This window comes from Rhodococcus sp. ENV425, assembly GCF_002887785.1.
Classification (GTDB): Bacteria; Actinomycetota; Actinomycetes; order Mycobacteriales; family Mycobacteriaceae; genus Rhodococcus; species Rhodococcus aetherivorans.
The window spans coordinates 27,793-28,883 of sequence record NZ_PCZU01000222.1 but is presented as its reverse complement, the minus strand read 5'-3'; the positions used below and the strand labels follow the sequence as shown (position 1 = coordinate 28,883).

General features: G+C 67.2%; 1 protein-coding gene. It reads left to right on the top strand.

Annotated features, from left to right (window positions below; translation table 11 throughout):
- Positions 1–943, top strand: a 943-nt coding sequence (locus CQZ88_RS19560; RefSeq protein ID WP_258008687.1) for an acyl-CoA desaturase, incomplete at its 5' end; no start/stop codon positions are given.
- Positions 944–1,091 lie beyond the last annotated feature (148 nt).

The window sequence follows — 1,091 nt, the reverse complement described above, 5'->3', positions numbered from 1 at the left end:
GGACTGGATGAACGACCCGGAGATCCACTCGACGTCGTGGGAGTGGGACCAGACGGGTCCGTCGCAGCACTGGAAGCGTGCCCACAACTACGCGCACCACACCTATACGAACATCGTCGGCATGGACGACGACGTGGGATTCGGCATCCTGCGGATGACGCGCGACGAGAAGTGGCGGCCGATCAACCTGCTGCAGCCCGTGGCCAACCTGATCTTGGCGGCCACCTTCGAGTGGGGCATCGCGCTGCACGACCTCGGGGCCGAGAAGAAGGCGTGCGGCGTGCCGCCCGGGCAGCGGAACTCCCAGCCCACCAAGGACTTTGCCCGGAAGATCGCGCGGCAGCTGGGCAAGGACCTGGTGCTGTTCCCGGCCATGACGGGCCGGGCGTGGCGCAGCACGATCACCGCGAACCTCACGGCCAACCTGGTGCGGAACCTGTGGGCGTACGTGGTGATCTTCTGCGGTCACTTCCCCGACGGCGCCGAGAAGTTCACCGTGGCGCAGTACGAGAACGAGACGCAGGGCCAGTGGTACCTGCGGCAGCTGCTCGGTAGCGCCAACATCGATGCCGGTCCGGTGATGGCCTTCATGACCGGCAACCTGAGCTACCAGATCGAGCACCACCTGTTCCCGGACCTGCCCAGCAACCGCTACCCGGAGATCGCGGAGCGGGTGCGCACGCTGTGTGCGAAGTACGACCTGCCGTACACGAGCGGTCCGCTCGGCAAGCAGTACCTGCTGGCGCTGCGCACGATCCACAAGCTGGCGTTGCCGGACGCGTGGTTGCGGGCGACGTCGGACGACGCCCCGGAGACCTCCTCCGAGCGCAAGTTCCGGCGTCCCGATCTGCCGCGGGTGCGGTCGGTGGGGGAGCGTCGCGAGGGGCTGGCGACCGCGCTGCAGACATTGCGCGCCGCCAAACGCGCCGCCCGGCGGAAGTGATCTGCCGCACAAGCTACATCTCCGTAACCTACGGACTCGTAACCTACGGTACGGTAGGCGCATGGCCATTTCGGACATCAAGGAGTACGCGCACCTCACGGAGGCGGACGTCGAGGCCCTCGGCCGAGAACTCGACGCCATCCGGCGA